This is a genomic window from Variovorax sp. P4_D9 (assembly GCF_056401695.1).
The window spans coordinates 1-633 of the sequence record NZ_JBFUIU010001716.1; the positions used below are offsets into that span (position 1 = coordinate 1).

A 633-nucleotide genomic window follows, 5' to 3' on the forward strand; every position below is an offset into this window, starting at 1 on the left:
CTGGGCCGGACGCCCGCGCTCGGGCACGGCTCGAAGCGCATCGATGCCGCCTTCATCGAGCAGGCGCTTCCATGTGTACACGGTTTGCCGAGCCACCCCGACGGCCAGGGCCGCATCGGCGCAACTCTTGCCGGCCAGCAGCATCCGCCCCGCCCGCAATCGCTTCTTGGCCGCCTCGCTCAATCGCATTTGCACCATGCCAATATCCTCCAGCATTGTTCCTGGAGGCATAACGCTCGGCGCGCTCAGCGGTTGTCATGTTTTACGGAAATATCAATAGTCGACGAGGCATATATCAACGCGAACGTCGGGAAGCAGACGGGCCGCTTCGACGAAGTCACTGGCAAATGGTGGGGGCAGTGGCCGGTGCCTCCAGACTGGCCGGCCGCTCGCCTCCCGCTCGCGGGCCCGTCACTCCAGCGAGCGCGCGGCGGCCAAGCTTGGTCGTGTGCAGCGCGACCACGTGAGGATGGCCGCGCAGTGCGCGCCGGACCGCCTCGCTGTGGTGGCCCCTCCGCGATGCCGGTGATCGTGCGGATGCGGTGCCCTTCGGCCTCTGGCTTCAAACCACCGTGTAGCCGACGATGGTGCCCGYGCCCTCCAGCTTGCCGATCCGGTTCTGCACGGTAGCGC

Annotated in this window: 1 protein-coding gene and 1 pseudogene; both read right to left on the bottom strand. The window is 66.9% G+C overall.

Annotated features, from left to right (window positions below; all coding sequences use genetic code 11):
* Nucleotides 1–198: helix-turn-helix domain-containing protein (locus AC1DY5_RS57940; protein WP_478123086.1), on the bottom strand; the 198-nt coding region annotated here is incomplete at its 3' end.
* Nucleotides 199–442: 244 nt separating this feature from the next.
* Nucleotides 443–633 (bottom strand): annotated as a pseudogene (locus AC1DY5_RS57945) (Lrp/AsnC family transcriptional regulator); the annotation flags it as partial.